The sequence below is a fragment of the Phycicoccus sp. Root101 genome (assembly GCF_001426245.1).
GTDB lineage: Bacteria > Actinomycetota > Actinomycetes > Actinomycetales > Dermatophilaceae > Pedococcus.
Genome location: NZ_LMCM01000005.1, coordinates 559,598 through 584,956 on the forward strand (window position 1 = coordinate 559,598; position 25,359 = coordinate 584,956).

The window sequence follows — 25,359 nt, forward strand, 5'->3', positions numbered from 1 at the left end:
ACAATTGGTTACTGAGTACTTCAACGTGCTATAAGTACCTCATGGTGACCAAAGCATTCCCCGGTGGGACGACCCTCGCCCGTCCGGACCGCGGCGACGCGTTCGACCCGAACTGCCCCACGCGCGTCGTCCTGGACCGCATCGGCGACAAGTGGACGGCCCTGGTCGTCGGTGTGCTGTCCACGGGGGTGCTGCGCTTCACCGAGCTCCGCACGGCGGTGGGGGGCGTGGCTCCCAAGGTGCTCACCCAGACGTTGCGCGCCCTCGAGCGGGACGGGCTGGTCACCCGTACCGTCCACGCCCAGGTCCCGCCGAGGGTGGACTACGAGCTCACCGACCTCGGCAGGTCGCTCGAGGAGCCGTTGGCGATGCTCACCGACTGGGCCGAGGTCCACGTGGCGCAGATCCTGGCCGCCCGCGAGCGGACCGAGGCGGCCGCCGCCCCGGCCTGATCCGGTCCTGCACGACGACGCCCCCGACCGGTCACCGGTCGGGGGCGTCAGCACGGGAAGGGACGCTCAGAGCCGCACGACCATCTTCCCGGTGTTGCCGCCCGCGAGGAGGCTGCGGAACCCGTCGACGGCACTCTCGATGCCCTCGACCGCAGTCTCCCGCCACGCGATGCGGCCCTCGGCCAGCCACCCGGCCATCTCCTTCTCGAACTCCGGCCGCAGGTCCTCGTGGTCGCTGACGAGGAAGCCGCGCAGGGTGAGCCGCTTGCCGATCGCCTGGAACAGGTTGCTCGGGCCGGGCACCGGCTCGGTCGCGTTGTAGGCGCTGATGGCACCGCACATCGCCACGCGTCCACCGACGCGCAGCGCCGAGATGGCAGCCTCGAGGTGGTCGCCACCGACGTTGTCGAAGTAGACGTCGATCCCCTCGGGCGCCGCCTCCTTGAGACCGGCGGCGATGGGCTGGGCCTTGTAGTCGACGACGCGGTCGAAGCCGGCCTCGTCGACGGCCCAGCGGACCTTGTCCGGGCCGCCGGCCGAGCCGATGACGAGGGAGGCGCCCTTGAGGCGGGCGATCTGGCCGACGAGGGAGCCGACGGCCCCTGCTGCGGCGGACACGAACACCCGGTCGCCCTCACGGAGCTCAGCGGTGCGGACCAGGCCCGCGTAGGCGGTGCGTCCGGTCATGCCCATGACTCCGAGGTAGGCCGAGGGCGAGGCGAGCCCGGTGTCGACGACCCGGGCGTGACGGCCGTCGACGAGGGCGTGGGTGCGCCAGCCGTACGGGTGCAGGACGGCGTCTCCGACCTCGACGGTGGCGCCGGTGGCGTCGGTGACGTCCCCGCCGACCGCCTCGACGACGCCGACGGCGTCGCCGGTCATGGGCTGGTCGAGCTCGAACGGCGGCACGTACGACCTGGCGTCGTTCATCCGGCCCCGCATGTACGGGTCGACGGACAGGAAGGTGTTCCGCACGAGCAGCTGGCCCTCGGCGGGTTCGCCGAGCTCGGCCTCGACGAGGGCGAAGTCCGCGTCGACGGGCTCGCCGTGGGGGCGGCGGACGAGGTTCCACTGGGTGCTGGTCGTCATGGGGTGCCTTTCACGAGGGGGTGGCCCGAGAACTCCGGGCCGTTGGACGCAACCTGCTCCCCGCCGACGGTGTTCCCCGTATGGCGCGCGGGTGGGATGTCCCACACGCCTGCCCCGGCGGCACACGGGAAGGTCGCCGGTGGCCGGGAGGAAATGGATGCAGGGGGTGGTGGCGTTGGACGCTAGGATTGACCACGACAACTGAACAGCGTGTGTGTGAGCACCCCGTGCGTCGAGCAGCAGCCTTGTGAGCCGCGGCACCGGAGCATGGGGGTGATCGGTTTCGACATTGGTCGGCATATCAGGGGAAGCGGGTCGAGGATGCCTGGTTATCTCGTAAACGCTCCCGGCAAACCAATAGGTGCCAATTCCAAGCGCACCGACTTCGCCCTCGCCGCCTGAGCGAGCCACGAAGTCCGTCAGCCTGAGCTAGTTCTCGACTCAGTGTCTGGCGTCAACTAGAGAACTTGCTGCGCAGTCATGTCGGGGGACTGCGCGGGACTCTTACTCGACTGGGCCTGTCAGCGGACGTGTGCGCGCGAGCGCTGGGGCCGAGAAAATCCACAGCGCACTGCACCCGGAGAAGCCCTGGTTTCCCGTCAATGGACGCGGGTTCAATTCCCGCCACCTCCACCACTCGTGCCCACACACACGCACCAGCTGTCAGAAGGGCCCGGCTCAGGCGCCGGGCCCTTCGGCGTTCCCGGGGGGGCCTCCCGCCGTCCCCGGCGGCCACCCGCCTGACCTGCGAGGATGGCGCGATGCTGCGCGACGACACTGCCCACGAGGAGCGGATCGGGTCCCGCGACCTCGCCGCGTGGTCCACCCCCGTCGGACGCGCGGTGGCCCGCGCCGGTCTGGCCCTCGGTCACGGCGCCGTCCGGGTCGGGACGTGGAGCGCGGCCAACGTCGTCCTGATCGTCACGGCGCTCGTGGGCGGGCTGGCCGTCGTCGCCCTCACCGCCCTCACCGCCGAGGTCTACGAGTCGGTCGTCGAGGCGGACGGCCTCGCCGGCCTCGACCACCCGGTCCTCGATGCCGCCATCGGGTGGCGCAACCCCGGGCTGGACCACGCCGTGACCCTCTACACCGACGTCGGTGGACCGGTCGGGATGCCGGTGCTGGCTGCTCTCGCCACAGCGGTCATGGTGTGGCGCTGGCGGTCACGAACTCCCTTGGTGCTCATGGTGATCGCGGCCCTGGGGTCGTTGGCCATGACCATCACCGGGAAGCAGCTCATCGGGCGGGCCCGGCCCCCGCAGTCGCTGGCGGTGCCGCCGTTCGAGACCTCCCCGTCGTTCCCGAGCGGGCACACGCTCAACGCGACGGTGCTGACCGGGATCGTGGTCTACCTGCTGCTGCGCCGGCTCGAGTCGGCGCGGGCCCGGACGGCGACCGTCGTGGCCGGGGTGCTGTTCGTCGGCTCGATGGGGCTGAGTCGGGTCTTCCTGGGCCACCACTGGCTGACCGACGTGGTGGCCGGCTGGGCGCTGGGACTGGCCTGGGTGGCTGTGGTCGTGACCGCGCACCGGCTCTACCTCACCGTGCGCCGGGCGACACCGGGTCACGCGGGGACGTCGGCCACCCAGTGGTCGCCCTCGGGGCGGAACCCGAGTCGCTCGTAGTAGGGGTTGACCATCCCGGAGGGCGTGACGATCTGGCGGATCCCCTTGCCCCGGAACATCCCGCTGCTGCGGTAGACGAACTCGCCCGGCGAGAAGTCGCGGAACCGCGGGGTCACGTAGTCCAGCTCGACCCGGGCGATGCCGTCGCCGGAGTCGCGCACCACGACCACGCCGACGGTCTCGTTGCCCCGCTCGACGAGGTAGGCGCTGCGGCCGTCGCCGAGCCCACCCGTGCCGGGGGAGGCGTCGAACCGCGGGAAGTAGCGGGCGATGTCGGCGGCCTGCACCTTGAGGAAGTGCTGCAGGTACGACTCGTCAGGACCGACGGCGACCACCTCGTACACCTTCTCGTCACCACGCTCGCGCACCAGACGGACGATGAACCACACGTTGATGCCGGCGATGACGAGGTTCATGGCCACCATCGGCCAGACCATGAGCATCGCGTTGAACACGGTGAGCGTGCAGCTGGCGACGAGGTTGAGCAGCCGGAAGCGCAGCACCCTCGCCTGGAGGAGGGAGAAGACGAGCAGTGCCGAACCGGCCCACCCGAGAGCCTGAACGGACCACGACGTCATGGCTCAAGTGTGGCGCACCGACGGGGGTGGGCCGGACCACGACGGGTCAGGCCTGCTGCTGCGCCTTCTGGGCCTCGACGTCGGCCTTGACGGCCTCCATGTCCAGACCCTTCACCTTGGCGATGACGTCCTCGAGCATCGGCGCGGGCAGTGCGCCGGCCTGGGCGAAGACGAGGATGCCGTCGCGGAACGCCATGAGCATCGGGATCGAGGTGATGTTGGCGGCGGCGGCGAGAGCCTGCTCGGCCTCGGTGTCGACCTTGCCGAACACGATGTCGGGGTGCTGCTCGGAGGCCGCCTCGTAGACCGGCCCGAAGCGCTTGCACGGGCCGCACCACTCGGCCCAGAAGTCGACGAGGACGGTGCCCTCCTCGAGGATCGTCTTCTCGAAGTTCTGCGCGGTCAGGGTCGTGCTAGCCATGTGTCTGCTTCCAGTCCCAACGGACCACGACGGTCGCGGTCACGGTGTGCTCACCCAGCTCGACGGAGGTGTCCGCCGCACGGCCGGCCATCATGGCCATCCGCGGCTGGGGTCCACCCTGCACAACGTCACAGAGCTCGCGGACCTTCCCCAGCTCGCGTCCGGCCAGGGCGGCATACTGCTCGGCCTTGGTCCGCGCGTCGAGGAAGGCGGCCTCGCGCGCCCGGGCGTGGAGGGGTTCGGGGTCGGCCACGTCGAGACCGATGTGGTCGATGCTCAGCGCGTTGCCGGCCGCGCCGACGAACGCCTCGACGAGGGTGCCGACCAGGTCGGCGTCCCGCACGGTCACCGAGAGGTTCTGGTATGCCGTGTAGCCCACGACCGTGACTCCCTGCGGGTCGTGCCGCGGGTGCACGCCGGTGTCGGTGGTGCGCAGGTCCGCGGCGGCGACACCGTGGTCGCGGGCGGCCTGGCCCAGCCCGCTGGCCCGGCTCCCGGCGTCGGACAACGCCGTGGACACGTCGTCGGCGTCCACGCGCACGCCCACCCGCAGGCGCACGACGTCCGGGACGGCTGAGGCACGTCCGGTCCCGCTGACCTCGATCTGGCTGCTCATCCGCCCAGCCTAGGCCGGGCAGGCGGGCTGGCGGAGGGCTGGCGGAGGGCTGGAGGAGGGCGGGGAGGATCGGTGGAGGGCTGCTGTCGGCAACTCGTGGTTGGCTGGTCGTCGTACCGTCAGGAAGGACAGGCACGACCGCATGACTCAGCGCACCCACACCTCGACCAGCCTTCTCGGCACCACGACCTCGCAGGACCTCGATCTCGACCAGGTCCGTCGCTACTGGGACGACTTCGCGGCTGAGTACGACACCTACCCCGACCACGGCCTGCTCGACTCCGACATCCGGGCCGCCTGGAAGGACCTGCTGCGCACCTGGCTGCCGGCCCGTCCCGCCCGGGTCGCGGACCTCGCGTGCGGCACCGGCTCGATGACCACGCTGGCCGCCGAGCTCGGCCACCAGGTCAGCGGGGTCGACCTCTCGGGGGAGATGGTGGCCCGGGCGCGGGCGAAGACCGCTCCGTTCGGCAGCGCCGTCGAGGTGGTGCAGGGTGACGCGGGTGCTCCGCCGCTGGCCGAGGGGACGTTCGACGTCGTGCTGGCGCGCCACATCCTCTGGACCCTGCCCGAACCCCTGGCCGCCCTGCGCTCGTGGGTGCGGCTGCTGCGTCCCGGCGGCCGCCTCGTGCTCGTCGAGGGCCGCTGGGGGATGGAGGACGCGGCCGACCAGGCGTCCACGTCCTGGCGGTCCGGGGTGCCGTCGGTCGAGCTCGCGGCCGTCGTCCGTGAGCTCGTGGGGGAGCCGTCCGTCGTCCAGCTGACGGACTCGACCTACTGGGGCAAGGAGATCGAGCACGAGCGCTACCTCCTGACCGTCCAGCTGGGCGCGACCCCATGAGCCGGCGGAGTGCCCGCCGTGGCTGAGCAGGCGGCCGGACCCGGCGACGTGGGTCAGGTCGCAGGGTCCGTCGCAGGGTCCGTCTCAGGATCCGTCGCGGGGTCCGTCTCAGGGTCCGTCGAGGGGTCACCCGCGGCGGCGAGTCGTGCCGTCCAGGTCGTCGGCTGGGCCTTCGTCGTCCTCGCGGCGCTCATGGTCCCGTGGACGGCCTACCTCACCCTGCACCTGCCGAGCTCGCAGGCCGCCGCCCACTACGACCTGGCCTGGGGCGGGTTCGACGTGGCGATGTTCGTGGCCCTGGCCGCCACCGCGTGGTCGGCGTTGCGGTTGCACACCACGCTGCCACCGCTCGCGGCCGTCACGGGGACGCTGCTCGTCGTCGACGCGTGGTTCGACGTCGTGACGGCCCCGGCCGCGGACGACCGGTGGGTCGCCGTCGCCATGGCCGTGCTCGTCGAGCTGCCCCTCGCCGGCGTGTGCCTCTGGCTCGCGGTCACCGGTCACCAGCTCGTCATCCGTCGCCTGCGTCGACGTGCCCGAGGACGCCCCGGTTTGCGTCGAGAGGGCTGAGCCGCCACAGTCCTCGGGTGAGTCATTCGAGCAGCAGCACCGCGACCGACGCCTCCACCCCGGAGCCGGACCCGACCTCCGGAGGGCCCGAGGGGAGCCACCTCCAGGCCGGGCTCAAGCCCCGGCACGTCACGATGATCTCGATCGCCGGGGTCATCGGGGCAGGCCTGTTCGTCGGCTCCGCCAAGGCGATCGCCACGGCCGGCCCGGCCGTGCTCATCGCCTACGCCCTGGCCGGCACCCTCGTGGTCCTCGTCATGCGCATGCTCGGCGAGATGGCCACGGCGCAGCCCGACACGGGGTCGTTCTCGACGTACGCCGACCGCGCCCTCGGCCCGTGGGCCGGCTTCTCCATCGGCTGGCTCTACTGGTGGTTCTGGGTCATCGTCATCCCGGTCGAGGCGACCGCCGGGGCCTTCATCCTGGGCGACTGGTTCCCCGGGGTCCCGCAGTGGGTGTTCGCCCTGCTCATCACCGCTCTGCTCGTCGTGACGAACCTGTTCAGCGTCGGCAACTACGGCGAGTTCGAGTTCTGGTTCGCCCTCGTCAAGGTCGTCGCGATCGTGGCGTTCATCACCGTCGGCGTGCTCGCGATCTTCGGGATCCTGCCCGGCTCGGACACCTCGGGCATCGGCAACCTCACCCAGCACGGCGGGTTCATGCCCAACGGCTTCGGCGCCGTGCTCTCGGCCATGCTCGTCACGATGTTCACGTTCATGGGCACCGAGATCGTCACCATCGCCGCCGCGGAGTCGCCCAACCCCGAGTCCGGCATCCGGCGTGCGGTCAACTCGGTGATCTGGCGGATCAGCCTGTTCTACCTCGGCTCGATCTTCGTGGTCGTCGCCCTCGTGGCCTGGAACGACCCCGCGCTGGTCGACGGCAACTCCGGTTCGTACCAGGTCGCCCTGGAGCGGATGGGCCTCGGAGGCCTGACCACCGTGCTCGAGTTCGTCATCCTCACGGCGGTGGCGAGCTGCCTGAACTCCGCCCTCTACACCGCCTCCCGCATGGCCTTCTCCCTGTCCAGCCGCGGCGACGCGCCGGCGGGCTGGTCCCGCACCACGAGCCGGGGCGTCCCGGCCAACGCGATCATCGCGAGCTCGGTCGTCGGCTTCCTCGGCGTGATCGGCAACTACCTGCTGCCCGAGAAGATCTTCGGCTACCTGCTGGCCAGCTCCGGGGCCATCGCCCTGTTCGTCTACCTCGTCATCGCACTCTCCCAGCTGCGGATGCGCCGTCAGCTCGACGACGCGGGCACGCAGCCCGCCGTGCGCATGTGGCTGTACCCGGGCCTGACCTACGCCACGATCACCTTCATCGTCGCGGTGCTCGTCCTCATGCTGGTCCAGGAGGGCCACCGCCTCGAGCTCGGGCTCAGCCTGGCGCTCGCCGCCGTGATCCTCGCGATCGGTGTCTCCCGGAGGGGCGCCGGCGGTCACGGACCCGCCGGAAAGGGACCGGTCGGCGAGACCGAGCAGGTCCCGGTTCGGCCTACCCCCCGGTAATCGGGACAATGCACGGCATGACCGCCGTGCCCTCCGTGTCCAACTCCATCACCGTCCGTCTGACGCTCCCTGCCCGCGCCACCGCGGTCTCCGAGCTCACCGGGATCATCGAGAAGAGCGGGGGGCTGGTCACCGGGCTCGACGTCACGGCGTCGGGTGCCGGCCGCATCCGGGTCGACGTCACCGCAGCAGCGCGGGACACCACGCACGCCGACGAGATCGTCGAGCAGATGCGCGCCGTGCACGGCGTCGAGATCGGCAAGGTGTCCGATCGCACCTTCCTCGTGCACCTCGGCGGCAAGCTCAAGATCGAGTCGAAGGTCCCGATCCGCAACCGTGACGACCTCTCGCTGATCTACACCCCCGGCGTGGCCCGGGTGTGCATGGCGATCGCCAACAACCCGGCGGACGCACGCCGCCTGACCATCAAGCGCAACACCGTCGCGGTCGTCACCGACGGCTCGGCCGTCCTCGGACTGGGCAACATCGGCCCGCTCGGGGCGCTCCCGGTCATGGAGGGCAAGGCGGCGCTGTTCAAGCGCTTCGCCGACATCGACGCGTTCCCGATCTGCCTCGACACCCAGGACACCGAGGAGATCATCACCGCCGTCAAGGCGATCAGCCCGGTCTTCGCCGGCATCAACCTCGAAGACATCTCGGCGCCGCGGTGCTTCGAGATCGAGGCCCGGCTGCGCGAGGAGCTGGACATCCCCGTCTTCCACGACGACCAGCACGGCACCGCGATCGTCACGCTCGCCGCCCTGCGCAACGCGTTGCGCGTGGTCGGCAAGGAGCTCAGCGAGTCCAAGGTCGTCCTCAGCGGTGCGGGCGCCGCCGGCACCGCGATCCTCAAACTGCTCCTCAAGGCCGGGGCGCAGGACGTCGTCGTCGCCGACCAGTACGGCGTGGTGCACAGCGCGCGCGAGGACCTGGCCGCGGACGGCCAGGAGAACCTCCGCTGGGTGGCCGAGCACACCAACACGCGTGGGCTGACGGGGACCCTCAAGGAGGCCGTGGGCGGCGCCGACGTCTTCATCGGCGTCTCCGCCCCGGGCATCCTCACCGGCGACGACATCGCCACCATGAACGACAAGGCGATCGTGTTCGCGATGGCCAACCCCGAGCCGGAGGTGGACCCCGCAGCAGCCGCCGAGCACGCTGCGGTCGTGGCCACGGGTCGTTCGGACTTCGCCAACCAGATCAACAACGTCCTGGTCTTCCCGGGCGTCTTCCGCGGCCTGCTCGACGCGGCGTCGACCTCGATCGACCTCGACGTGATGCTGGCCGCCGCCAAGGCGCTGTCGGAGGTCGTGCACCCCGACGAGCTCAACGCGGCCTACATCATCCCGAGCGTCTTCCACCCGGACGTGTCGAAGGTGGTCGCTGCCGCCGTCAAGGCAGCGGTGCTGGGGCAGAGCCCCGAGGCGGTCGAGCGCGCAGCGGTCGCCGAGGCAGGGTCACCCACGGGCGACGAGGCCGAACTCCTGCGCTAGCAGCTCCAGGCTGCGCAGCTTCGCGTCGAGGTCGGGCGTCGGTGCCACGAGGGTGATCTCGTCGGCGCCCGCCTCGTCCGCGAGGGCCGTGAGGCCCTTGGCGACGTCGCTGGCAGGACCGGCGAAGACCCGCCCCTTGAGGCTCGGCGCGATCCGGGCGAAGTCCTCGGAGAGCCGGAACTCGCGGATGTCGGCAGCGCTGGGTCGGGTGGTGTCGCCACTGCGGATCCGGCGCATCTGCAGGGCCCAGCCGGCCCGGAAGTCGGCGGCCACGTCCTCGTCGTCGGTGGCCAGCGCGAGCACGGAGATGATGACGCGGGGCGTGTCACCGACCAGGCCGGGACGGAAGTTCCGGCGGTACGCCTGCAGCGCGTCGACCGCGAGCTCGGGTGCCATGTGGTGGGCGAACACCGTCGTCATGCCGTTGGCCGCCGCGAACGACGAGCCCCACCCGCTCGACCCGAGCATGAGCAGCTCCGGCGAGGTGTCCACGACCGGGGTGGCCAGGACCGCCTTGAACGGGTGGTCGTCGGGCCAGGTGTCGGACAGGAAGGCCAGCAGCTCACCGGCCTGCTGTGGGAAGTCGTCGGCCGACAGGGCCTCCCGCGAACGACGCAGCGCGAACGCCGTGAGCTGGTCGGTGCCCGGCGCCCGCCCGAGGCCGAGGTCGATGCGCCCCGGGTGCAGCATCTCCAGCGTCTTGAACCACTCGGCCACCTTGAGGGGGGAGTGGTTCGGCAGCATGATCCCGGCCGCGCCGACCCGGATGCCCGAGGTCTGCCCCGCCAGGTGGGCGATGAGGATCTCGGGGGAGCTGCTCGCCAGCCCGGCGAAGCTGTGGTGCTCGCTGATCCAGTACCGCGCGTAGCCGAGCCGGTCGGCCGCCTGCGCCACCCGGGTGCTGCGGGCGATGGCGTCCTGAGCGCTCTGGCCGGCGGGGACGTCGACGAAGTCCAGCAACGACAACGGCCGGGTATGCGGTGTGGCGGGCTCGGGGGCTGCTGTTGCGGTCAGGGGGTCGGTCGCCGTGGCGATGGTCGGTTCGTTCGTCGCAGTCACGTGGTGGGCAACACCGGGCGGCCGTGGCCGATTCCGCGGCGGGTGGGCACGCCGCATACGCTGACCGGGTGAGCCTGCCGACCGATGTGAGCGAGCGGCCGGGGCGGACGGTGTCGCCGTGGTCGGCCTCGCGCGTGGCCGCGCTGGTGGTGGTCGCCGTGCACCTGGCGGCGCTGTACTGGCCGCGGGTCGACATCGTGGGTCCGGTGACCTGGACCGACAAGGTCGTGCACGTGCTGCTCTTCGGGGTGCCGACGGTGCTGGTCCTGAGGGCCTGGCCACGACGCTGGGCGCTGGTCGGGCTGATGGCCCTGCACGCACCGGTCAGCGAGCTCGTCCAGCACTTCCTGCTTCCGAACCGGTCGGGGGATCCGTGGGACGCAGTGGCCGACCTCGGGGGAGTGGTGCTGGGGGTCACGCTGGCCGTGGTCGGAAGGCGTCGTCGGCGCTGGTAGTATTGGACTGCTCAGTTCGGCAGGCGCCTGGCAGCGCCACCGGAGGCACAGTGGCCTCACCACGTTTTCCCGATTCCGACTGAGCCCCACCGGATGACAACTGTTGATCCGGTCCAGCGGGCGCTGATGCGCCTGAGGCTCGTCTTCACCGTCGCCCTCGCCAGGTGGCTCGAGACGTGTCTACCTCGAGCACCTGAAGTGAGTTGAATATCTGTGCCCAAGAACCAGCGATCCGGCGCGCCCAAAAAGGCCCGTTGGACCCCTGACCAGAAGGCTGCCGCGAAGAAGGGCCCTAAGAAGGCCCACCGCGGACAGTCGGCTGCAGGCGGAGCTGCCGCCTCCCGTCCGGCCCGTGACGCCGACCGCCTGGCGCGTCGCGAGTTCAGCCGTGACGACAGCCGCGGCGAGCGCCGCGCCACCACCGACCGCGGCCCCCGCCGCGAGTTCAACCGTGACGACCGCCCCGCGCGTTCGTTCAACCGGGACGACCGGCCCCAGCGCCGTGACTCCCGTGACGAGCGCCCCGCGCGCTCGTTCAACCGTGACGACCGGCCCCAGCGCCGCGAGTTCAACCGTGACGACCGCCCGGTCCGTCGCTTCGACCGTGACGACAACCGTGGCCCGCGCCGCGAGTTCTCCCGCGATGAGCGCCCCCAGCGCAGCACCTACTCCCGTGAGGACCGCCCCGTGACCCGCTTTTCCAATGATGACAACCGTGGCCCGCGTCGTGACGCCGGCCGTGACGACCGCCCCGCTCGCACGTTCAACCGTGACGACCGTCCGGCCCGCACGTTCAACCGGGACGAGCGTCCCGCGCGTTCGAACGACGACCGTCCGGCCCGCACGTTCAACCGCGACGAGCGCCCCGCGCGTTCGTTCGACCGTGACGACCGTCCGGCCCGCACCTTCAACCGTGACGACCGTCCGGCCCGCACCTTCAACCGCGACGAGCGTCCCGCGCGTTCGAACGACGACCGTCCGGCCCGCACCTTCAACCGCGACGACCGCCCGGCCCGCACGTTCAACCGTGACGACCGTCCGGCCCGCACGTTCAACCGCGACGACAACCGCGGCCCGCGCCGCGAGTTCGACCGCAACGACCGCCCGCAGCGCTCGTTCGACCGCAACGACCGTCCGCGCTTCGAGGACCAGGTCGACCCCGAGGCCGAGCGCATGGAGGCCGACACCTGGGTCAAGGCGACCCGCAAGAGCGTCGACGGCCCCGTGAACGTCGCCGAGGACAACGGCTTCGCCGCCCTCGGTCTCTCGAGCCGCCTCGTCGAGCGCCTGGCCCGCGACGGCATCACCACGCCGTTCCCGATCCAGAACGCCACCATCCCGGACGCCCTGGCCGGCAAGGACGTCCTCGGCCGCGGCCAGACCGGCTCCGGCAAGACCCTGGCCTTCGGTCTGCCCGCCCTGTCGCGCCTCGACAACGGCCAGAAGGCGTCCCCGCGTCGCCCCCGTGCCCTCGTCATGGTGCCGACCCGTGAGCTCGCGATGCAGGTGTCCGACGCGCTCGAGCCCCTCGTGCACGTCCTCGGCCTGCGCCACAAGCTCGTCGCCGGTGGCCTGTCCTACACGACGCAGATCAACGCCCTGAACCGCGGCGTCGACCTGCTCATCGCGACCCCGGGTCGCCTCAAGGACCTGGTCGAGCGTGAGGCCGTCATCCTCGACTCCATCGAGATCTGCGTCCTGGACGAGGCCGACCACATGGCCGACATGGGCTTCATGCCCGAGGTCACCGCGATCCTCGACCAGATGCCGAAGGGCGGGCAGCGCATGCTGTTCTCCGCGACGCTGGACAAGGGTGTCGACAAGCTCGTCGAGGGCTACCTCACCGACCCGGTGACGCACTCCACCGACGACGCCAAGGCCTCGGTCACGACGATGGAGCACCACGTGCTGCTCATCGACCCGATGCACAAGAAGACCATCACCGCCGAGGTCGCCAACCGCTCGGGTCGCACCGTGGTCTTCGTCCGCACCAAGCTCGGTGCCGACCGCGTCGCCCTCCAGCTGCGTGAGCAGGGTGTCTTCGCGGCCGCCCTGCACGGTGGCCTCAACCAGGGCGCCCGCAACCGCGTCCTCGGGGCGTTCCGTGACGGCAGCCTCCCGGTGCTCGTCGCCACCGACGTCGCCGCGCGCGGCATCCACGTCGACGACGTGTCCGTCGTCCTGCAGGTCGACCCGCCGGCCGACCACAAGGACTACCTGCACCGCTCGGGCCGTACCGCCCGCGCCGGTGACAAGGGCACGGTCGTGACCCTGGCCCTCCCGCACCAGCGCCGCACGATGGAGCGCATGGCCCGCGAGGCCGGCATCGATGCCGTCCCCACCAAGGCCGTCCCCGGTGACGAGCGCCTCGCGGCGACCGGCGCCGTCACCCCCAGTGGCATCCCGGTCCCCGAGGACCAGGTCCGTCGCGTCCTCGAGGGTGACAAGCGTGGTGGCCGTCGTCCCGGTGGACACGGTGGCCCGCGTGGCGGTGGCCCCCGCGGTGGTGGCCCCCGCGGCCCCCGCCAGGGTGGCGGCAGCCGCTCGTACGGCAGCGACCGCTCCGGCGGCCCCCGCGGCGAGCGCAGCAGCTACTCGCGCTGAGCACCGCCCTTCGGTGACCGACGCACGCTGACCCCAGCGGGCACCATCCGTTCACCGAGCATCACCCGAACAGCCAGAGCCCCGGTCCCTGTGACCGGGGCTCTGGCGTGGGTGGGCATGATGGGGGTGTGGACGCTGACCTCTCGGGCAACCTGCTCGTCGCGACACCCCAGATCGAGGACGGGGTGTTCTGCCGCAGCGTCGTCCTGCTCCTGCACCACGACGCCGAGGGCGCCCAGGGCGTGGTGCTCAACCGCCCCATGGAGGCGCGGATCGACGCGGTGCTGCCGGACTGGCAGGCGCACGCGACGGCGCCGGCCGTGCTGTTCGAGGGCGGTCCGGTGGGCCTCGACAGCGCGCTCGGGCTCGTCACCGCCCCCGGTGACGTGGAGCCGATGGGGGTCAAGCGCCTCTTCGGCGGACTGGGCCTGGTCGACCTCGACACCCCTCCCGCGATCGTCGTCCCCGAGGTGGCCGGGCTGCGGATCTTCGCCGGGTATGCCGGGTGGTCACCCGGGCAGCTCGAGGAGGAGATCAGCTCGGGGAGCTGGTACGTCGTGGAGTCCGAGGGCCGCGACGCGTTCGACGCCGACCCGGCGCAGCTGTGGACGCGGGTGCTGCGGCGCCAGCGCGACCACCTCGCGTTCGTGGCGACCTTCCCGGCCGACCCCGAGATGAACTGACCCGCTCCTCCCGGAGGCGGCCGGGGCGAACCCGGCGGGGGAGGAGGGTGGTGGCTCGGCGTCATACACTCGGGCGCATGAGCGAGCCCCAGATCCCCCTGGACGACCCGCTGGCCCCGTCGGCCCAGCCCTCCACCTCCACCGCCGTGCTGGAGCGCGAGCAGGTCGAGGAGCAGCTGCAGGAGCCCGGTGACCACGAGCGGTTCTCGCACTACGTGCGCAAGGAGAAGATCCTCGAGAGCGCGCTCTCGGGCGAACCCGTCGTCGCGCTGTGCGGCAAGGTCTGGGTGCCCGGCCGCGACCCGAAGAAGTTCCCGGTCTGCCCGACGTGCAAGGAGATCTACGAAGGGCTGCGGGCGCCACAGGACGGCGGCGAGTGACGCAGTTCGCGGCCGACAGGTTCCGGACCTGCCGAAACGCTGGCTGACTCTTTACCTCGACCTGTCGGCCCCGACCTCGCCGCAGACGTTCCCGCTCCTAGCGTTCCACGGTAGCCACCGACCGACCCGGACGGTGCGCCCCGTGAAAGGACGCTCATGAAGCTTCGCCCACGCATCGCCCTCACCTCCCTCGTCCTCGGCATGACCGCCGTCGGGCTCGGGCACGGCGCCGCCGTCGCCCAGCCGATGGCGGGCGAGAACACGGTCGCCGCCTCCTGCGAGACGCACACCGACGCCGTGAACACGGCCAGGTCGGCCAAGGGAGGCAACCGGGTCGACCCGCACGAGTTCAGCCAGGCGCAGGTCGACCGGCTCGAGGCGCAGTACCGCAAGGACGCTGCGGCCAAGGGGTTCTCCACCTCGAGCAACGGCAAGCTGGCGAAGTCCGACAGCCGCAAGCCCGTGGCGACCGCTGCCTTCGCGGCGACCACCGTGGACGTCTACTGGCACGTCATCACGAACGGGACCAGCGGCAAGCTGACCACCTCGCAGATCAACAGCCAGCTCACCGTCCTCAACAACGCCTACGCGTCATCCGGCTTCTCGTTCCGCCTGGCCGGCACCGAGACGACGACCAACGCCGACTGGTTCAGCATCGCCTTCCCCGCGAGCGGCGCCGAGCCCAGCGACGCGAAGGCCATGAAGACGGCCCTGCACAAGGGCACCAAGGCTGCGCTGAACCTGTACTCGACGACGTTCTCCGACGGCACCCTCGGCTACGCCCAGTTCCCGTCCACGAACAACACCACCCTCGACGGCGTGGTCCTGGACTACCGCAGCATCCCCGGCGGCAGCCTCTCGCCCTACAACGAGGGCGACACCGCGACCCACGAGGTCGGCCACTGGGTCGGGCTCTACCACACCTTCCAGGGCGGCTGCTCGGGCAGCGGCGACTCGGTCGGTGACACCCCGGCGGAGGCCTCCCCAGCCTTCGGGTGCCCGACCGGCCGCGACACCTGCACGGCCACCGGTCTGGACCCCATCAAGAACTTCATGGACTACACCGACGACTCCTGCATGAACACCTTCACCGCGGGCCAGACGACCCGCATGCAGAACCAGTGGCTCACCTACCGCGGCTGACTCCAGCCACGGCAGCTGACCGACGCCGACACCCGGCCTCCGCGGGTGCAGACGTCTAGCACATCCCGAGGCCCCGGCAGCGATGCCGGGGCCTCGGCATGTCGTTTCCCGACACCGGCTAACGTGGCCGCCCTATGAGTACCGCCGCCGCCTCCCACCTCTCACCAGCGTTCCCGGAGCGGGCGGCGTGGGGCACGGCGTCGAAGCTCCGTGCCTGGCAGCAGGCCGCGCTGTCGTCCTACCTCGAGGCGGACCCCCGCGACTTCCTCGCGGTGGCGACGCCGGGGGCCGGGAAGACGACGTACGCGCTGCGCCTGGCCACCGAGCTGCTGGGTCGCGGCACCATCTCGGCCGTCACCATCGTGGCGCCCACTGAGCACCTCAAGACGCAGTGGGCCGAGGCGGCCGCCCGGGTCGGGATCCACATCGACCCGAAGTTCTCCAACTCCTCGGCCCGGCACTCCAGCGAGTACGACGGCGTCGCGCTGACCTACGCCCAGGTCGCCAGCCGCCCGTCCCTGCACCGCACCCGGACCGAGTCGGCGCCCACGCTCGTGATCCTCGACGAGATCCACCACGGCGGCGACAACCTGTCCTGGGGTGACGCGATCCGTGAGGCGTTCGAGCCCGCCGCCCGCCGGCTGGCGCTCACCGGCACGCCCTTCCGGTCCGACACCTCGCCCATCCCGTTCGTCACGTACGCCGAGGACCGCGACGGCATCCGCCGTTCGTCCGCGGACTACACCTACGGGTACGCCGAGGCGCTGCGCGACGGAGTCGTCCGGCCCGTCCTCTTCCTCGCGTACGGCGGGGCGATGCGCTGGCGCACCAAGGCCGGCGACGAGATCGCCGCCCGCCTCGGGGAGATGCTCACCAAGGACTCGATGGCCCAGGCGTGGCGCACCGCGCTGGACCCCAAGGGCGAGTGGATCCCCTCCGTCCTCGCGGCGGCCGACAAGCGCCTCACCGAGGTGCGGCGCGGGGTCCCGGACGCCGGCGGCCTCGTCATCGCGTCCAACCAGACCGCGGCCCGCGCCTACGCCAGGATCCTCGAGACGATCACGGGCGAGAAGGTCACCACGGTGCTGTCCGACGACGCGGGCTCCTCCGAGCGGATCGAGGAGTATGCCGCGGGCGACTCGCGCTGGATGGTGGCCGTGCGCATGGTGTCCGAGGGCGTCGACGTGCCCCGGCTGTGCGTCGGTGTCTACGCGACCTCCACGTCCACGCCGCTGTTCTTCGCCCAGGCGGTCGGCCGCTTCGTGCGCGCCCGCCGCCGGGGTGAGACCGCCTCGGTCTTCCTGCCGTCGGTGCCGGTCATCCTCGAGCACGCGGCCCGGCTCGAGGACGAGCGCGACCACGCCCTCGACCGGGTCACCAAGGACGACAACAGCGCCTCGGCGATGTGGGCCGAGGAGGACGCCCTCATCGATGCGGCCAACCGGACCGCGCGGACCCCGGACATGGACCAGATGACCTTCGAGGCGCTGGAGTCCGACGCGGAGTTCGACCACGTCCTCTTCGATGCCAAGCAGTTCGGGTTGAACGCGGTGGTCGGGTCCGACGAGGAGCAGGAGTACCTCGGTCTCCCGGGCCTGCTCGAGCCGGACCAGATGTCGTTGCTGCTGCACGAACGCCAGACCGCCCAGCACGGACGCCGTCCCAAGGCGGCGGACGCGCAGGTGGCCGTCTCGGCCCACCGCGCGCTGGCAGCTCAGCGCAAGGAGCTCAACAAGCTCGTGGCCGCCTACGCCCGCAAGAACAACGCGCCGCACGGGGTCGTGCACAACGACCTGCGGCGCGCCTGCGGAGGCCCGTCGCTCGACGAGGCCACCTCCGAGCAGGTCACCGCCCGGATCGACAAGATCCGCGCGTGGTTCGTCGGCCGCCGCTGACCTCGACCCGCTGGGCGGTGGGCCTCAGCCCCCGGACTGGACCAGGGGCAGGGTGCGCAGCGGGATCCGGGTCGCCAGCGAGATCGTCGTGTTGGCGCGCACGACGTGCTGGTCGTCCACGACGGCGTCGATGACGCGCTGCAGGTCCGCGTTGTCGCGGGCGACGATGTGGATGAAGACGTCTCCGGAGCCGGTGATCGTGTGGGCCTCCAGCACCTCGGGGATCGCCTCGAGGTGCTCCACGACGGGGGAGTGGCCGCGACCCTGGCGGATCTCGAGCGTGCAGAAGGCAGAGACGGGGTAACCCATCGACGCAGGGTCGAGCTGCGGGGCCCAGGACCGGATCACGCCGCGCGCGACGAGGCGGTCCAGCCGCGCCTGCACCGTGCCCCGGGCGACGCCGAGCTCGCGGGACGCCCCGAGCACGCCCATCTGCGGGTGGTCGGTGAAGAGGGCGAGCACGCGCCGGTCGAGGTCGTCGAGGATCATGGTCACATTGTCCACCCAGCCGGGCTGAACGGCAGGCACTCTGCGCACACTGTGCAACGCGGCGGTGCACGGTTGCACACAGGACACGCAGCCGCCACGCTGCAGCCATGACGGACACCACCCTTGACCTGACCCCCCAGGAGCGCGAGGCGAACCTCGACATCGAGCAGCTCAAGCAGCTCGTCGGGCTCGTGGAGTACGACGAGACGAAGGACCCGTTCCCGGTGACCGGGTGGGACTCCATCGTCTTCGTGGTCGGCAACGCCAGCCAGACCGCGCACTACTACCAGTCCGCGTGGGGAATGGAGCTCGTCGCCTACAGCGGCCCCGAGAACGGCCAGCGCGACCACAAGTCGTTCGTGCTCAAGTCCGGCTCGATCCGGTTCGTCATCAACGGCGCCGTCAGCCCCGACAGCCCGCTCATCAAGCACCACGCCAAGCACGGTGACGGCGTCGTCGACATCTCGCTCGAGGTGCCCGACGTCGACAGGTGCGTCGCGCAGGCCAAGTCCGCCGGCGCCCGCGTGGTGCGCGAGGCCGAGGACATCACCGACGAGCACGGCACGGTCCGCATCGCCTCGATCGCGACCTACGGCGAGACCGTGCACACCCTCGTCGACCGCTCGGGGTACACCGGTCCCTACCTGCCCGGCTACGTCGCCAAGCAGTCCACGTGGGTGAAGCGTGAGGGCGCCCCGAAGCGGCTCTTCCAGGCCCTCGACCACATCGTCGGCAACGTCGAGCTCGGCAAGATGGACGAGTGGGTGACCTTCTACAACAAGGTCATGGGCTTCGTGAACATGGCCGAGTTCATCGGTGACGACATCGCCACGGACTACTCGGCGCTCATGTCCAAGGTCGTGGCGAACGGCAACCACCGCGTCAAGTTCCCGCTCAACGAGCCGGCGATCGCCAAGCGCAAGAGCCAGATCGACGAGTACCTCGAGTTCTACGACGGTCCCGGTGCCCAGCACCTCGCCCTGGCGACGAACGACATCCTGCGCACCGTCGACGAGCTGCGCGCCAACGGCGTCGAGTTCCTCGACACTCCCGACTCCTACTACGAGGACGAGGAGCTCCGTTCGCGCATCGGCGAGGTGCGTGCCCCGATCGAGGAGCTGCAGAAGCGCAAGATCCTCGTCGACCGCGACGAGGACGGCTACCTCCTGCAGATCTTCACCAAGCCCCTCGGCGACCGCCCCACGGTGTTCTTCGAGATCATCGAGCGGCACGGTTCGCTCGGCTTCGGCAAGGGCAACTTCAAGGCGCTGTTCGAGGCCATTGAGCGCGAGCAGGACGCGCGCGGCAACCTCTGAGCTCCGCAGCACGGCCGTGAGGGCCGGTATGGCGCGTGGTCACCACGCGCCATACCGGCCCTGCGTCGTCTCCACCCGCGCGGCTGGGCGCTGGCTCCGTCAGTCCCGCTGGGCGAGTCGGGCGTTGCGTCGGCCGTAGACCAGGTAGATCACCAGGCCGAGGACCATCCAGATGAGGAACCGCGACCAGGTCTCGAGCGACAGGTTCGTCATGAGGTAGAGGCAGGCCAGTGCCGACAGCACGGGGATGACGGGGTTGAAGGGGACACGGAACGGCCGCTTCATGTCGGGTCGGGTGCGGCGCAGGATCGGCACGGCGATGGAGACCACGACGAACGCGAACAGCGTCCCGATGCTCACGAGGTCGGCGAGGTCCTTGAGCGGGATGAAGGCCGCGAGCAGCGCGACGAGGACGATGGTGCCCATCGTGATGCGGTAGGGCGTCCCCCACTTCGGGTGGACCTTGGCCACCGCAGGCGGCAGCAGCCGGTCGCGGCCCATCGAGAAGCCGATCCGCCCCATCGCCACGATGTCGACGAGGATGACGGAGGTGAGGCCGGCCACGGCCGCGATGGAGATCAGCGTGGCTGCCCAGCCCGCACCGACGGCCTTGAAGGCGCTCGCGATCGGGGCGCCCTCGTCCAGCTGGCCGTAGGGGACCATCCCGGTGATGACGAGCGAGACACCGATGTAGAGCACGGTGCAGATGCCGAGGGTGCCCAGCAGGCCCAGGGGGAGGTCGCGGCTGGGGCGCTTGGTCTCCTCGCCGAGGTTGGCCACCGCCTCGAAGCCGGTGTAGGCGAAGAACACGACCGCGGCCGCGGTCAGGACACCGGCGAACCCGAAGGCCGTGGGCTCGATGCCGAAGACGGCCTGGCTGAGCGGCTGTTTGATGCCGGAGACCCCTGCCTTGACGGGCTCCGCCGGGGGGATGAACGGGGTGAGGTTGGCGCCCTTGACGAAGAACGCGCCGGCGATGATGACGAAGAAGCAGATGGCGACCTTGATCGCGACGAGGGTGTTCGTCACGCGGGCGCTCTCGCGGATGCCCACGACCGCCACGACCCCGAGGACGAGCACGATGGCGACCGCACCGAAGTTGACCGGCGCCTGCTCCCCGAACAGGGACGTCGGCAGGTCGAACAGCTGCCTCATGTAGCCCGACCAGCCGCGCGCGACCACCGCCGCACCGAGGGCGAACTCGAGGATGAGGTCCCAGCCGATGATCCACGCGAAGACCTCGCCGATCGTCGCGTACGCGTACGTGTACGCGCTGCCGGCCGTCGGCACGGCGGCAGCCATCTCGGCGTAGCAGAGGGCCGCCAGCAGGCTGACCACCCCGGCGATCGCGAACGAGATGACGACGCCCGGGCCCGCGTGGTTCTTGGCCTCGATCCCGGTGAGGGTGAAGATCCCCGTGCCGATGACGATGCCGATGCCGAAACCCATCAGGTCGCCGGCGCCGAGATGGCGCCTGAGCCTGCTGCCGCTGCTGCCGTCCTCGGTCCCCGGGTCACCCGCCTGGGCCAGGACGTCCTCGACGGGTTTGGTGCGAAGGATCGAGTCACTCATGGGAATTCACCCTAGGTGGGGCCCGGTGGTGCCGCTCGTCGGCGCAGGGCCGGGTGCGTGAGAGGCTGAGCCCATGCAGACCCCCGAGCGCGCCGGCTGGTTCGACGACCCCGAGAACGACCAGCAGCTGAGGTACTTCGACGGCGTGGTGTGGACCAAGCACACCACCCCGCGCTCGACGCGGCAGGCCTCCTCGGCTCCGGCCCAGCCCGGTCAGCAGCAGTTCCCCGGCCAGGGCCACCCGCCGCAGTACCCCGGGCAGACCCAGTCGGGCGCGGGCACGGCTGGTTCGGACTCAGCCGGTGGGACGGCGCAGGCCCCCACGCAGGCAGAGGGCCAGGGCGCTTCGTCCACGCCGCCGGGCGGTGGGTGGCAGGCGCCGAACCCCCAGTTCCCCGGGACCCCCCAGTCCGGGCAGTGGAACGCCCCGCAGGCGCAGCCCGGCCAGCCGGTCGGGTCCCAGGCCGGCGGGCAGTACCCCGCGCAGCAGCCCGGGTACCCCGCGCCGTGGGAGACCCCCGGCTACGGCGGCTTCGTCACCGGTCCGGCCACCCCCGACGGTCAGCCGCTGGCAACCTTCTGGCAGCGCGTCGGCGCGTACCTCATCGACGCGCTCATCCAGTTCCTGCTCGTCGTCGTGCTCGCCGGGTGGCTCCTGGTCCGCGCCCTCGGGCCCGTGCTGGACGACTTCCGCCGGGCCGTGGAGTCCAACGACCCCGCTGCGTTCGAGTCGATCAACACGTCCAACCTCGGCTACGGCTCACTGATCGCCTTCGCGCTGGTCTCGGCGGCGATCCAGTTCGCCTACAGCGTCCTGTTCCTGTCCCGCACGGGCGCGACCCCGGGCAAGGCGGCGCTCGGCCTCAGCGTCCGGCTCAGGGAGCGCCCCGGTGTCCCGAGCCTCGGGGTCGCCGCCCGCCGTTCGTCGGTCCAGTCCGGGCTGAGCCTGCTGTCCAACATCCCGGTGCTCGGCAACTTCGCCGGGCTGGCCGCCCTGCTGGACCTGCTCTGGCCGGCGTGGGACGACAAGAAGCAGGCCCTGCACGACAAGGTGGCCGCCACGAACGTCGTCAAGGGCAAGCAGCCCCGCCCCTGACGCGTCTCAGCGGGCCGGGGTGATCGTCCCGCGCACCTCGCCCAGTCCCACGCGCGCACCGTCCGGCCCAGGCGCCCAGCCGCGGATGACCACGGTGTCGCCGTCCTCGAGGAACGACCGGGTGCTCCCGTCGGCTAGCTCGATCGGCTCGGTGCCGTTCCACGAGAGCTCCAGGAAGCTGCCGCGGGTGTCGCGCGCGGTACCGGAGATCGTGCCGGAGCCGAACAGGTCACCCGGGCGCACCGTGGCCCCGTTGACGGTGAGGTGGGCCAGCATCTGGGCCGGCGACCAGTACATGTCGCGGTACTCGGGGCGGGTGACGACCGTCCCGTTGAGCTCCACCTCGTAGTGCACGTCCAGCCCGTACGCCGTGCCGCTCCCGACGAGGTACGGCAGCGGCGACGGGTCCTGGGCCGGGATCGGGAGGCGGGCGGCCGAGAGCGCGGCGAGGGGCACCACCCAGCCGGAGATGCTCGTCGCGAACGACTTCCCGAGGAACGGGCCCAGGGGGACGTACTCCCACGCCTGGATGTCCCTGGCGCTCCAGTCGTTGAGGAGCACGACGCCGAACAGGTGGTCGTCCGCGTCGTCGACCGCCACGCGGGCGCCGAGGGGAGTGGAGCCACCCACCACGAACCCGAGCTCGGCCTCGATGTCCAGCCGGATGCTCGGCCCGAACGTGGGGGCGGTGTCCGACGGCGCCTTGCGCTGCCCGGTCGGCCGGACCACGTCCGTACCGGACACGACGACGGTCCCCGCCCGGCCGTGGTACCCGATGGGCAGGTGCTTCCAGTTCGGCGTGAGCGGCTCGGAGTCGGGGCGGAAGATCCGGCCGACGTTGGTCGCGTGGTGCTCGCTGGCGTAGAAGTCGACGTAGTCGGCGACCTCGATCGGCAGGTGCATCCGCACGTCCTCGAGCGGGACGAGGTGGGGCTCGACGCAGTCGCGTCGGCTGTCGCTGGTGAGCACCTCGACGAGCCACGCCCGGGCCGCGTCCCACGCGGGCCTCCCCCGGGCGAGGAAGGGGTTCAGGGAGGGGGCGAGCCAGACCTCGCCGGACTCCATACCGGCCTGCTCGGCGCACGCACCGGCGTCGAGGACGTGGTCACCGATCCGCACCCCCACCCGCGGCGCCGAGCCCTGCGTCGAGAACACTCCGTAGGGCAGCGTCTGGAGGCCGAACGGGTGGTCGGCGGGCAGGTCCAGCCACGGTGCGGGGGTGGTCGCGTCCTGGGTCATGGGTCAGGCTCCTTCGATGAGGCGACGCGTCGTGAGCTCGCCGATCGGGTCGGTGACTTCACAGCATCCGTATGCCGTCAAGGTCCTGCGCAGGGCGGCGGCGCCGTTCGCGTCGATGAGGGCCGTGCGCTCCACCAGCGTGTCGGTGTCGCGCTCGCGGAGCGCGTCCGTGACGTCGTCGGGTGGGCCGCCGGTGACCACCGCGTGCACGGCGAGGAGCACGTTGAGCAGTCCGTGCTGCTCGCCCTCGGACCGGGCCCCGCGCACGAGGTGGTGCAACCCACCGGTGAGCTTGAAGGGCACGCCTCGCTCGACCGCGGCCCGCACGAACCCCGCGAGCTCGTCCTCGTGGGGCCACGCCCACGTCGGGGTGGCACCGGTCCGGAACTTGGCCTGGACCGTGCCCTCGCCGAGAGCAGTCCCGAGGTCGTCGAGGGCCCGGGCCTGCTCCGGCCCCCGCGGCACCTCGAGGGTCAGGGGGAGGCCGTCGAGGTCTGCTTCGCGCCACTGGGGGGACCACGCCATCTCGACGCCGACGGCGGTGACGCCGCCGGCCGCGGAGAGCAGGGCGACCGCCTGCTCCACCTCCCGGGTGGCGACACCGGGACGGGCGACCAGGGCCACCTCGAGGACTGGGGAGACCGCCGAGGCGCTGGCTGCCGCGACCTGTTCGAGCGCGGTCGCCGACGACACGGGGACCAGGAGCGGACCGACCAGCCACGCGTACGCCGCGGCGCGGTGGAACCGGTGCAGGCGCACGGCCTCGTCCAGCGGTGCGTTCCCCGGGGGGAAGACCGCGGCGTCGTCGACGAGCCGGGCGAACAGTCCCCGGTCCGCGACGCGCGGAAGGGCTGTCGTCGACGGCGGTGTCATGGCGGCGAGGCTACTAGGGTGGCAAGCGGCCGAGGACCCGGCCCGAGGTCCCTGCGCGACGACGCGACGGGACCGGCGACGAGACCACGACGAGGTGGACAGTGGCGCACTACCAGGCCATGGGGAACATCCCGCCCAAGCGGCACACGCAGCACCGGCGACCGGCCCGCGGCGGCCGACCCGGCGAGCTCTACTACGAGGAGCTCATGGGGGAGGAGGGGTTCTCCTCGGACTCCTCCCTGCTCTACCACCGCAACATCCCCTCGACCGTGGTCGGGGCGCGAGAGTGGTCCATCGGTGACCTCTCCACGACGCCGAACCACCCGCTGGTGCCGCGTCACCTCAAGCTGCACGACCTGTTCGCGCCCAAGGACGTCAGGAACACCGACGTCGTGACCGGGCGTCGCCTCGTGCTCGGCAACGGCGACGTGCGCATCTCGTATGCCGTGGCCGGCGCCCCGAGTCCCTGGTACCGCAACGGGGTGGGCGACGAGTGCGTCTACATCGAGCGCGGTCGGGCCCGCGTGGAGACGGTGTTCGGCGCGTTCGACGTCGCCGAGGGTGACTACGTCATCATCCCGAGGGCGACGACCCACCGGTGGATCCCGAAACGGTCCACCAAGGACCCGCTGCGCGCATACGCCATCGAGGCCAACTCCCACATCGCGCCGCCGAAGCGCTATCTGTCGAAGTACGGGCAGCTGCTCGAGCACGCGCCGTACTGCGAGCGGGACCTGCGCGGCCCCGCAGGCCCGCTGCTGGCCGAGGACGTGGGGGCCGGGGCGGACGACGAGTCCGAGGTCTTCATCAAGCACCGGGGCAACGGCCCGGGCGGGATCGTCGGGACCGTGCACACCCTGCCCTTCCACCCGCTCGACGTCGTCGGCTGGGACGGCTGCCTCTACCCGTACGTGTTCAACGTGCGCGACTACGAGCCCATCACGGGGCGGGTGCACCAGCCGCCGCCGGTGCACCAGGTCTTCGAGGGCTGGAACTTCGTCATCTGCAACTTCGTGCCGCGCAAGGTGGACTACCACCCGCTGTCGATCCCGGTGCCGTACTACCACTCGAACGTCGACAGCGACGAGATCATGTTCTACGTCGACGGCGACTACGAGGCGCGCAAGGGATCGGGCATCGGCAAGGGCTCGATCTCGGTGCACCCCGGCGGCCACGCGCACGGCCCGCAGCCGGGGGCGAGCGAGGCGTCCATCGGCACGGAGTACTTCGACGAGCTCGCCGTCATGGTCGACACATTCCGCACGCTGGAGCTGGGGGAGGGCGGCCGCGCGGTCGACGACGGCGAATACGTGTGGTCCTGGAGCCGTCCACGCACCTCCTGAGGGCGCGGAGACGCCCCCA

The 25,359-nt window shown here is 71.2% G+C and carries 24 protein-coding genes and 1 other RNA gene; 16 read left to right on the plus strand and 9 right to left on the minus strand.

Going from position 1 to position 25,359, the window contains the following annotated elements:
- The first annotated feature begins 41 nt into the window (after nucleotides 1–41).
- Nucleotides 42–452, plus strand: a complete 411-nt coding sequence (locus tag ASC58_RS07235) for a helix-turn-helix domain-containing protein (protein WP_056918812.1) — start codon at nucleotides 42–44, stop codon at nucleotides 450–452.
- A 66-nt stretch (nucleotides 453–518) separates the two neighbouring features.
- Here the strand turns inward: ASC58_RS07235 and ASC58_RS07240 are convergent, their stop codons facing one another.
- Nucleotides 519–1,541, minus strand: coding sequence for an NADP-dependent oxidoreductase (locus tag ASC58_RS07240; protein WP_056918813.1), 1,023 nt, complete (start codon nucleotides 1,539–1,541; stop codon nucleotides 519–521).
- Nucleotides 1,542–1,810: 269 nt separating this feature from the next.
- Between ASC58_RS07240 and ssrA the strand changes: the two genes are divergently transcribed.
- Together ssrA and ASC58_RS07245 are read left to right on the plus strand one after the other, a co-directional pair.
- Nucleotides 1,811–2,177, plus strand: a transfer-messenger RNA (tmRNA) gene (gene ssrA / locus ASC58_RS20515).
- A gap of 125 nt (nucleotides 2,178–2,302) precedes the next feature.
- Nucleotides 2,303–3,166, plus strand: a complete 864-nt coding sequence (locus ASC58_RS07245) for a phosphatase PAP2 family protein (protein WP_082553042.1) — start codon at nucleotides 2,303–2,305, stop codon at nucleotides 3,164–3,166.
- On the opposite strand, the gene ASC58_RS07250 is transcribed toward ASC58_RS07245, so the two are convergent.
- The 3 genes from ASC58_RS07250 to ASC58_RS07260 are packed head-to-tail and all read right to left on the minus strand — an operon-like array spanning nucleotide 3,106 to nucleotide 4,781.
- Complete coding sequence (locus tag ASC58_RS07250) at nucleotides 3,106–3,744, minus strand: hypothetical protein (RefSeq protein WP_056918814.1); 639 nt, start codon at nucleotides 3,742–3,744, stop codon at nucleotides 3,106–3,108. The two genes, ASC58_RS07245 and ASC58_RS07250, sit on opposite strands and share 61 nt — an antisense overlap.
- Before the next feature lie 46 nt (nucleotides 3,745–3,790).
- Nucleotides 3,791–4,165: a thioredoxin gene (gene trxA, locus ASC58_RS07255; RefSeq protein WP_056918815.1), complete on the minus strand. Its 375-nt coding sequence runs from the start codon at nucleotides 4,163–4,165 to the stop codon at nucleotides 3,791–3,793.
- Nucleotides 4,158–4,781, minus strand: a complete 624-nt coding sequence (locus ASC58_RS07260) for an SIMPL domain-containing protein (RefSeq protein WP_056918816.1) — start codon at nucleotides 4,779–4,781, stop codon at nucleotides 4,158–4,160. Before ASC58_RS07260 ends, trxA begins: the two co-directional genes overlap by 8 nt.
- Nucleotides 4,782–4,923: 142 nt before the next feature.
- On the opposite strand from ASC58_RS07260, the gene ASC58_RS07265 reads away from it, so the two are divergent.
- The 4 genes from ASC58_RS07265 (at nucleotide 4,924) to ASC58_RS07280 (ending at nucleotide 9,193) form a co-directional block, all read left to right on the plus strand.
- Nucleotides 4,924–5,622, plus strand: a complete 699-nt coding sequence (locus ASC58_RS07265) for a class I SAM-dependent methyltransferase (RefSeq protein WP_082553043.1) — start codon at nucleotides 4,924–4,926, stop codon at nucleotides 5,620–5,622.
- A gap of 18 nt (nucleotides 5,623–5,640) precedes the next feature.
- Nucleotides 5,641–6,192: a hypothetical protein gene (locus ASC58_RS07270; RefSeq protein ID WP_157598392.1), complete on the plus strand. Its 552-nt coding sequence runs from the start codon at nucleotides 5,641–5,643 to the stop codon at nucleotides 6,190–6,192.
- Nucleotides 6,193–6,326: 134 nt separating this feature from the next.
- On the plus strand, nucleotides 6,327–7,700 hold the full coding sequence (locus ASC58_RS07275; protein ID WP_056917494.1) for an amino acid permease: 1,374 nt from the start codon (nucleotides 6,327–6,329) through the stop codon (nucleotides 7,698–7,700).
- Between the two features lie 17 nt (nucleotides 7,701–7,717).
- The gene (locus tag ASC58_RS07280; RefSeq protein ID WP_056917495.1) at nucleotides 7,718–9,193 is read left to right on the plus strand and encodes an NAD-dependent malic enzyme; all 1,476 of its coding nucleotides are present in this window, start codon (nucleotides 7,718–7,720) and stop codon (nucleotides 9,191–9,193) included.
- Here ASC58_RS07280 and ASC58_RS07285 read toward each other — a convergent pair.
- Entirely contained in the window at nucleotides 9,158–10,252 is a 1,095-nt protein-coding gene (locus ASC58_RS07285) for an LLM class flavin-dependent oxidoreductase (protein WP_200947752.1), read from the minus strand. The genes ASC58_RS07280 and ASC58_RS07285 overlap by 36 nt on opposite strands.
- A 68-nt stretch (nucleotides 10,253–10,320) precedes the next feature.
- On the opposite strand from ASC58_RS07285, the gene ASC58_RS07290 reads away from it, so the two are divergent.
- The 6 genes from ASC58_RS07290 (at nucleotide 10,321) to ASC58_RS07315 (ending at nucleotide 17,412) form a co-directional block, all read left to right on the plus strand.
- Entirely contained in the window at nucleotides 10,321–10,707 is a 387-nt protein-coding gene (locus ASC58_RS07290) for a VanZ family protein (RefSeq protein WP_235529130.1), read from the plus strand.
- Between the two features lie 213 nt (nucleotides 10,708–10,920).
- Nucleotides 10,921–13,311, plus strand: a complete 2,391-nt coding sequence (locus tag ASC58_RS07295; protein ID WP_056918818.1) for a DEAD/DEAH box helicase — start codon at nucleotides 10,921–10,923, stop codon at nucleotides 13,309–13,311.
- A 128-nt stretch (nucleotides 13,312–13,439) separates the two neighbouring features.
- Nucleotides 13,440–13,994, plus strand: coding sequence for a YqgE/AlgH family protein (locus tag ASC58_RS07300; protein ID WP_056917022.1), 555 nt, complete (start codon nucleotides 13,440–13,442; stop codon nucleotides 13,992–13,994).
- A 77-nt stretch (nucleotides 13,995–14,071) separates the two neighbouring features.
- A complete protein-coding gene (locus ASC58_RS07305) occupies nucleotides 14,072–14,374 on the plus strand; it encodes a DUF3039 domain-containing protein (RefSeq protein WP_056917023.1) in 303 nt (100 codons plus the stop codon).
- 156 nt (nucleotides 14,375–14,530) lie between these two features.
- The gene (locus ASC58_RS07310; protein WP_056917024.1) at nucleotides 14,531–15,517 is read left to right on the plus strand and encodes a zinc metalloprotease; all 987 of its coding nucleotides are present in this window, start codon (nucleotides 14,531–14,533) and stop codon (nucleotides 15,515–15,517) included.
- A 134-nt stretch (nucleotides 15,518–15,651) separates the two neighbouring features.
- Nucleotides 15,652–17,412, plus strand: a complete 1,761-nt coding sequence (locus ASC58_RS07315; RefSeq protein WP_056918819.1) for a DEAD/DEAH box helicase — start codon at nucleotides 15,652–15,654, stop codon at nucleotides 17,410–17,412.
- A 24-nt stretch (nucleotides 17,413–17,436) separates the two neighbouring features.
- Here ASC58_RS07315 and ASC58_RS07320 read toward each other — a convergent pair whose 3' ends face one another.
- Nucleotides 17,437–17,901 carry an Lrp/AsnC family transcriptional regulator gene (locus ASC58_RS07320; protein ID WP_056917026.1) on the minus strand — a complete coding sequence of 155 codons (465 nt, stop codon included), beginning with the start codon at nucleotides 17,899–17,901 and terminating at the stop codon, nucleotides 17,437–17,439.
- A gap of 107 nt (nucleotides 17,902–18,008) precedes the next feature.
- Between ASC58_RS07320 and hppD the strand changes: the two genes are divergently transcribed.
- Nucleotides 18,009–19,217 (plus strand): 4-hydroxyphenylpyruvate dioxygenase, encoded by a 1,209-nt coding sequence (gene hppD, locus ASC58_RS07325; protein WP_056917027.1) that lies wholly within the window; start codon nucleotides 18,009–18,011, stop codon nucleotides 19,215–19,217.
- Nucleotides 19,218–19,316: 99 nt separating this feature from the next.
- Here hppD and ASC58_RS07330 read toward each other — a convergent pair whose 3' ends face one another.
- Entirely contained in the window at nucleotides 19,317–20,789 is a 1,473-nt protein-coding gene (locus ASC58_RS07330; protein WP_056918820.1) for an amino acid permease, read from the minus strand.
- Between the two features lie 73 nt (nucleotides 20,790–20,862).
- Here ASC58_RS07330 and ASC58_RS07335 point away from each other — a divergent pair, with 73 nt between their 5' ends.
- A complete protein-coding gene (locus ASC58_RS07335) occupies nucleotides 20,863–21,885 on the plus strand; it encodes an RDD family protein (protein WP_056918821.1) in 1,023 nt (340 codons plus the stop codon).
- Between the two features lie 6 nt (nucleotides 21,886–21,891).
- On the opposite strand, the gene fahA is transcribed toward ASC58_RS07335, so the two are convergent.
- Both fahA and ASC58_RS07345 read right to left on the minus strand, forming a co-directional pair.
- On the minus strand, nucleotides 21,892–23,124 hold the full coding sequence (gene fahA / locus ASC58_RS07340; protein WP_056918822.1) for a fumarylacetoacetase: 1,233 nt from the start codon (nucleotides 23,122–23,124) through the stop codon (nucleotides 21,892–21,894).
- Nucleotides 23,125–23,127: 3 nt separating this feature from the next.
- A complete protein-coding gene (locus ASC58_RS07345; RefSeq protein WP_056918823.1) occupies nucleotides 23,128–23,997 on the minus strand; it encodes a hypothetical protein in 870 nt (289 codons plus the stop codon).
- 101 nt (nucleotides 23,998–24,098) lie between these two features.
- Between ASC58_RS07345 and ASC58_RS07350 the strand changes: the two genes are divergently transcribed.
- Nucleotides 24,099–25,340: a homogentisate 1,2-dioxygenase gene (locus ASC58_RS07350; protein ID WP_056918824.1), complete on the plus strand. Its 1,242-nt coding sequence runs from the start codon at nucleotides 24,099–24,101 to the stop codon at nucleotides 25,338–25,340.
- Nucleotides 25,341–25,359: the final 19 nt, after the last annotated feature.

Bases quoted from the DNA above. Each gene is read 5' to 3' on its own strand.
- ASC58_RS07345 (WP_056918823.1), bottom strand. From the start codon at position 23,997: ATGACACCGCCGTCGACGACAGCCCTTCCGCGCGTCGCGGACCGGGGA.
- fahA (WP_056918822.1), bottom strand. From the start codon at position 23,124: ATGACCCAGGACGCGACCACCCCCGCACCGTGGCTGGACCTGCCCGCC.
- trxA (WP_056918815.1), bottom strand. From the start codon at position 4,165: ATGGCTAGCACGACCCTGACCGCGCAGAACTTCGAGAAGACGATCCTC.
- ASC58_RS07260 (WP_056918816.1), bottom strand. From the start codon at position 4,781: ATGAGCAGCCAGATCGAGGTCAGCGGGACCGGACGTGCCTCAGCCGTC.
- ASC58_RS07320 (WP_056917026.1), bottom strand. From the start codon at position 17,901: ATGATCCTCGACGACCTCGACCGGCGCGTGCTCGCCCTCTTCACCGAC.
- ASC58_RS07245 (WP_082553042.1), top strand. From the start codon at position 2,303: ATGCTGCGCGACGACACTGCCCACGAGGAGCGGATCGGGTCCCGCGAC.
- ASC58_RS07305 (WP_056917023.1), top strand. From the start codon at position 14,072: ATGAGCGAGCCCCAGATCCCCCTGGACGACCCGCTGGCCCCGTCGGCC.
- ASC58_RS07235 (WP_056918812.1), top strand. From the start codon at position 42: ATGGTGACCAAAGCATTCCCCGGTGGGACGACCCTCGCCCGTCCGGAC.
- ASC58_RS07310 (WP_056917024.1), top strand. From the start codon at position 14,531: ATGAAGCTTCGCCCACGCATCGCCCTCACCTCCCTCGTCCTCGGCATG.
- ASC58_RS07250 (WP_056918814.1), bottom strand. From the start codon at position 3,744: ATGACGTCGTGGTCCGTTCAGGCTCTCGGGTGGGCCGGTTCGGCACTG.
- ASC58_RS07335 (WP_056918821.1), top strand. From the start codon at position 20,863: ATGCAGACCCCCGAGCGCGCCGGCTGGTTCGACGACCCCGAGAACGAC.
- ASC58_RS07265 (WP_082553043.1), top strand. From the start codon at position 4,924: ATGACTCAGCGCACCCACACCTCGACCAGCCTTCTCGGCACCACGACC.
- ASC58_RS07315 (WP_056918819.1), top strand. From the start codon at position 15,652: ATGAGTACCGCCGCCGCCTCCCACCTCTCACCAGCGTTCCCGGAGCGG.
- hppD (WP_056917027.1), top strand. From the start codon at position 18,009: ATGACGGACACCACCCTTGACCTGACCCCCCAGGAGCGCGAGGCGAAC.
- ASC58_RS07330 (WP_056918820.1), bottom strand. From the start codon at position 20,789: ATGAGTGACTCGATCCTTCGCACCAAACCCGTCGAGGACGTCCTGGCC.
- ASC58_RS07275 (WP_056917494.1), top strand. From the start codon at position 6,327: ATGATCTCGATCGCCGGGGTCATCGGGGCAGGCCTGTTCGTCGGCTCC.
- ASC58_RS07280 (WP_056917495.1), top strand. From the start codon at position 7,718: ATGACCGCCGTGCCCTCCGTGTCCAACTCCATCACCGTCCGTCTGACG.
- ASC58_RS07240 (WP_056918813.1), bottom strand. From the start codon at position 1,541: ATGACGACCAGCACCCAGTGGAACCTCGTCCGCCGCCCCCACGGCGAG.